This is a genomic window from Waterburya sp. (genome assembly GCF_058530065.1).
In genome coordinates this window covers 1-4,945 of the sequence record NZ_JBZNBU010000432.1, presented here as the reverse complement: position 1 = coordinate 4,945, position 4,945 = coordinate 1, and the positions used below count along the sequence as shown (strand labels likewise).

Here is a 4,945-nt window from a genome sequence, read left to right as displayed (position 1 = left end):
GTTTCTGTGGCACAAGTACAAGTGGGCTTGTTAGCCAATGCTAGAGAATTGCAGCCAGAATTAAACCGTTTGGCTTTAACTGCGGATACTAGCAGCGCATCGGGAAGAGCAACTATAGTACAAGAGGCAACTTTGGCTTTGTTACGTCACCCTGAATATTGGGTATATGGTGCGACTAATTCTTTGAAAACCGATATTGATTCGGCAGAAGCTAAGTTTAATCAGCTATCTTTAACCGAGCGCAGCAAATTTTCTGAAGAAACTCTATCGAATGTAGATAGTGTAATTACAAGCGAAGAAAGACAGGCTGTAGAAAAAGCCCTCAAAGCAGCTTTAGACTCCGAGCCAGCAGGAGAAATCGAAGTCAAGCAGAAAGAAGAAGGCGAATATATTGTCGCGACAATTGTTGTGGGAGCAACAGGCAATCTCAAACTACCTGAAATTAATGACTCTGATAGTATGCGTCAAGCACTACAGCAAATTGGCAGCGTGGGCAGCGATCGCCTTTTAGCAGTGGAAGTTCTTTGGACTCCTCAAGCCGATGGCGACACCCTATCTTCTGATGATATTTTGGCTTACTATCCTAATTTGAAACTGGTTTAGATGTCATACTAACTGAGGAAAAGTATTTAGATTTAATCTCCAGATTATGAGCCTTCAAGCACCTTTAACTCCAGAACAAACTCTCGAACAGCTTACGTGGCGTTATGCTACTAAGAAATTCGATCCGAACCAGAAAATTGATGATAAAACCTGGAAAACTTTAGAACAAAGTTTGGTCTTGTCTCCTTCTTCTTTTGGTTTGCAACCTTGGCAGTTTTTTGTAGTTCGCAACCCCGAAATACGCCAACAACTTTTAGAACATTCTTGGGGGCAAACCCCCGTAGTTGATGCTTCCCATCTAGTAGTATTTGCGATCGATAAGGATCTTAATGATGGAGATGTCGATCGCTATATTCAAAGAATGGCAGAGGTACAACAAGTACCCGCTGAAAATCTAGAAGGTTTTGCCAATATAGTTAAGGGTTTCTTGAGCAACCCCAACCTGGATGTCAATCAATGGGCTACCAAACAAACTTATATTGCTCTGGGCTTCTTCATGACTTGTGCGGCAATGATGGAAATCGATACTTTGCCCATGGAAGGTTTCAATCCTGCTAAGTATGATGAGGTTTTGGGCTTAGAAGAAAAAGGTTATAAATCTGTAGTTTTATGCCCTGCGGGATATCGCGCTGAAGATGATAAATATGCCGATAAGCCCAAAGTTCGCTATCCTACCGAGCAAATCGTTCAGTATATTGATTAGTTAGTCGTTAGTTGTTAGTTGTTAGTTGTTAGTTGTAATAACTAAGCTGGCAACTAACTTTTTTCATAGCTAATAATTGCTTATGTAAAATTAATTGTATATTAGACTTGTTGGGAAATAAACGTTGAAATAGCCTAAAACTCTTTATCTATCAGCCTTTTGAATTTTGTAACAACAAAAAAGGCAAAATCATTGTTGTAAGGATGTTTCAGAAAATAATGGTTCTTATTTCCCGACAACTCTATTCTCTATTCCCTTTACCCTTTCCCCTTTACCCAGTCATAACGAACATATTACTGGGTAACATTAGATACTATTTGCCCTGGAATTAAGCGATGAGTGCCGTCAATAACAATAGTATCCCCCGATTGTATTGTTCCTCTAACTAAAACTCGATCTTCCCTAGTTTCTAATAGTTCTAGATATCTGCGTTCTACTTTTAGATTACTATTATTCCCTTTAACTACAGCAAAACAAGACCACAAACCCTTGTCTCCTTTGACTAAAGCATTTATCGGCAACCAATAACCATCCACAGTCGAATCTTGATTCACCGTCAGGCGAGCGATTTGTCCTGGTGATACATTGTTGCTATTGGTTTCGGCAAGGGTAAAAACTACCGTGCGAGTTCTGGTTTGGGGGTCTACTTCGGGTAAAATTGCTTTAACAATACCTCGATATTCATTTCCTGATATGTCTATTTGTCGATCGCTCCCTATTTGGATTTGAGATATCAGATTGGTAGGGATACCTACCTTGACTTCTGGCTTAACGTTTTCTACTAAACGCAAAATAGATTGTCCCGTTTCTACTACCGCACCTTCATCGCGATCGCGACGGGCTACCGTACCATCAAAAGGAGCTTTTAAAACGCTTTTGGCAATGGTAATATCTAAATTATCGATCTGAGCCGTAAAACCATCTACTACTGCCTGTTGTGCGGTAATTTGTTCGATTCTCGTACCGTTTCTTAGTTCTTCTAAATTGCTTTTAGCGTTTACCAGTCTTTCTTTTAATGCTTTGCTATTAAAAGCTATTTCATCTAATTGTTCAAGGGCGATCGCACCTTCTTCGTAGAGATATTTACGGCGATCTCTTTTAATTTCTTCTAATTCTAGCTGTCGTTCTAAATCTCTTACTGATGCTTCGGCTTGGGCGATGGTTTCCGCTCTAGAACCGTTGCGTAATTCGGCTAAAACTGCCTGAGCTTGAGCTTTTTGTGCTACTAAAGCCTTTTTCTCTGCTTCTAGGTTAGCTGTATCCAATTTTGCCAACTCCATCCCCTGTGAAATGCGATCGCCTTCATCCACAAAGACTGCAATCAATTTCCCTCCCCTCTCAAAACCGACTTCGCTAGTACGAGATGCGGTAACTTCCCCCGTGTAGGTCTTAATTGTTTGATAGGATGCTATTGCTTCTACTTGAGTAGTTTTTACTGGTAGTATATTTCCTTGAGTCTGGCTGACTACAGGTTGAGCAATACTGGGTTTTTCGGACTGAGTTTTTTGTCCCAAAATAAAACCCAATCCTAAAATCAGACTGGCGATCGCAATAGATTGCCATTTGATGACTGTTATTTGCTCTTTATTCATCTTCTTTGTCTAGTTATTAGTTATTAGTTATTAGTTATTAGTTTTTTATTTAAAGAGCTAATCATTTTAGAAATCTCATTGATTTTATTTACTAATAGCTGAGATTTATTTGAGTCCAAATATCCTAAATCTTTAGCAATTAGTATTTGGCACTTAACTTCACAAGCACTTCCTTGAGCTATATCCAAGAATCTGGAAAGCTCGCGATTGCTATTACGCCCACAACCTTCTGATATATTTGATTCTATAGAAATAGCTGCACGCCTTATTTGGTTAGTCAAGCCATATCTTTCTTCTGGCGGAAAGTTAGCCGTCATTTTATACAGATTTACTGTAAACTCATGAGCTTTCTGCCAAACTTTCAATTTTGTAAAGTCTTGCATTTTTGAACTAAGAACTAAGAACTAAAAACTAATAACTAAAAACGGTTATTTCGTATACAATTTATTTATATACAACTTGTTGAATATAACTTTAACACATATACAATTTGTTGAGTAAGTAGTTATTTCTTGTTTATCCTTAATTCTGAAAAACATGGCTTTATCACATTCAATCTTGGCAACTTTAGGAGATAGCGCGTTTAGCGGTTACGATCTGTGGAAGCAATTTTCGGAATGTACGACTCACTACTGGCAAGCCAGCCAACAACAGGTATATAGGGAATTAACCAAACTCGAATCTCAAGGTGCGATCGCCGTTGAAATTGTGCCTCAAGATGGTCGTCCTGACAAAAAGCTGTATCGTATAACTAAAGAGGGAAAAGAAATGCTCTGCGACTGGATCGCCAAACCTTCAGATCCTGCTGCAATTAGAGAAGAAGTGTTAGTTAAGACTTTGGCTGCCCACTTGGTTTCCCCTGAAGTAATTCTGGCGGATTTAAAACGTCGCCATCAAATTCATAGGGAGAATCTGGCTGCTTGTCGGGCAAAAGAAGAGGAATGTTTTGCCAATCCTGCGGATTTATCGATTGAAGATAAATGTATGTATCTTACCTTGCGTCGAGGCATTCGTTACGAAACGGAATGGGTAAAATGGTGCGAAGAAGCGATCGCTGTATTTGAAGGGTAGGGGCGTTTCCCTAAAGGACTCGCTACGCATCGCGCGAAACGCCTGTACAGTTTTTAGTTGTTAGTTTTTAGTCAGTTGATGAGTTTGCTATCAGTATATTGTTTAAGTTTTGTTTTGGATTGGGGTATGGCTTTGGCAGATTTATCTTTAGCTAATAATTATTCATTCGATCGTCAAGCAATTCCATTGTTGGCATCTTCAGATCGAATGAATGAGCTTCCTGTTATTTCTCCCGTTACGGAGACTGATGGAGAGATGTTTAAGCAAGATAATTCTGATGCAGACGATCCTGCTATTTATGTCCATCCCCAAGATCCAGCTAAAAGTTTTGTCATTGCTACTTTTAAAAAAGGTGGTTTGGGAGTTTTCGATTTAGCAGGAAATGAGATTCAAAGCATTACTCCAGAAGATATTAGATATAACAATGTGGATATTGCTTATGGTGTCGAGTATCAATCTCAAATAGCAGGAGAAAAGGAAAAAGTCGATCTAGCGATCGCATCTGACAGGATAAACGATACGATTGCAATTTTTGCGATCGATCCCAATCATGGTGTAGGGGCGTTTCGCGAAAAGCTCCTACGAGATGTTACCTCTATTCCTAAATCGATCTTTGGGGTAGACGATGAGGAAGCTACTGCCTATGGTTTGACTGCCTATACTAATGCTGAAGATGGTAAGGCTTATGTCTTTGTCTCTCAATCTGACGGAAATAAAGTTGCCCAACTAGAATTACAACCAAGATTTGGCGCAGCAGATGCTTTGGAAGTGGAGGCTAAGTTAATTCGTACTTGGGAATTGCCTATCCCTGAAGGTATAAAACGAGACAAAGCATTTATCGAAGGAATGGTAGTAGACAGAGAAACGGGAATACTTTATTTAGCCCCAGAAGATTTCGGGATTTGGCAAATGAATGCCGATCCTACTCAAGATCTAAATTTAACCATTGTCGATCGCGTTACAGATTACCAGTCTG

At 39.5% G+C, this 4,945-nt stretch carries 6 protein-coding genes; 4 read left to right on the top strand and 2 right to left on the bottom strand.

All coding sequences use genetic code 11. The features are described 5' to 3' along the window. Together AC33VI_RS23270 and AC33VI_RS23265 are read left to right on the top strand one after the other, a co-directional pair. Positions 1–603: DUF1517 domain-containing protein (locus AC33VI_RS23270; protein ID WP_491784641.1), on the top strand; the 603-nt coding region annotated here is incomplete at its 5' end. A 46-nt stretch (positions 604–649) separates the two neighbouring features. After that, positions 650–1,306 carry an NAD(P)H-dependent oxidoreductase gene (locus AC33VI_RS23265; RefSeq protein ID WP_491784640.1) on the top strand — a complete coding sequence of 219 codons (657 nt, stop codon included), beginning with the start codon at positions 650–652 and terminating at the stop codon, positions 1,304–1,306. A 293-nt stretch (positions 1,307–1,599) separates the two neighbouring features. Here the strand turns inward: AC33VI_RS23265 and AC33VI_RS23260 are convergent, their stop codons facing one another. Further along, entirely contained in the window at positions 1,600–2,898 is a 1,299-nt protein-coding gene (locus tag AC33VI_RS23260; protein WP_491784639.1) for an efflux RND transporter periplasmic adaptor subunit, read from the bottom strand. Between the two features lie 23 nt (positions 2,899–2,921). Further along, positions 2,922–3,281: a four helix bundle protein gene (locus AC33VI_RS23255; protein ID WP_491784638.1), complete on the bottom strand. Its 360-nt coding sequence runs from the start codon at positions 3,279–3,281 to the stop codon at positions 2,922–2,924. A gap of 154 nt (positions 3,282–3,435) precedes the next feature. Here AC33VI_RS23255 and AC33VI_RS23250 point away from each other — a divergent pair, with 154 nt between their 5' ends. Both AC33VI_RS23250 and AC33VI_RS23245 read left to right on the top strand, forming a co-directional pair. Further along, on the top strand, positions 3,436–3,969 hold the full coding sequence (locus AC33VI_RS23250) for a PadR family transcriptional regulator (protein ID WP_491784637.1): 534 nt from the start codon (positions 3,436–3,438) through the stop codon (positions 3,967–3,969). 78 nt (positions 3,970–4,047) lie between these two features. Beyond that, positions 4,048–4,945: phytase (locus AC33VI_RS23245; RefSeq protein ID WP_491784636.1), on the top strand; the 898-nt coding region annotated here is incomplete at its 3' end.

What these genes read in the sequence shown, in the direction of transcription:
- AC33VI_RS23265 (WP_491784640.1), top strand. Translation starts at nt 650, where the DNA reads ATGAGCCTTCAAGCACCTTTAACTCCAGAACAAACTCTCGAACAGCTT.
- AC33VI_RS23260 (WP_491784639.1), bottom strand. Translation starts at nt 2,898, where the DNA reads ATGAATAAAGAGCAAATAACAGTCATCAAATGGCAATCTATTGCGATC.
- AC33VI_RS23255 (WP_491784638.1), bottom strand. Translation starts at nt 3,281, where the DNA reads ATGCAAGACTTTACAAAATTGAAAGTTTGGCAGAAAGCTCATGAGTTT.
- AC33VI_RS23250 (WP_491784637.1), top strand. Translation starts at nt 3,436, where the DNA reads ATGGCTTTATCACATTCAATCTTGGCAACTTTAGGAGATAGCGCGTTT.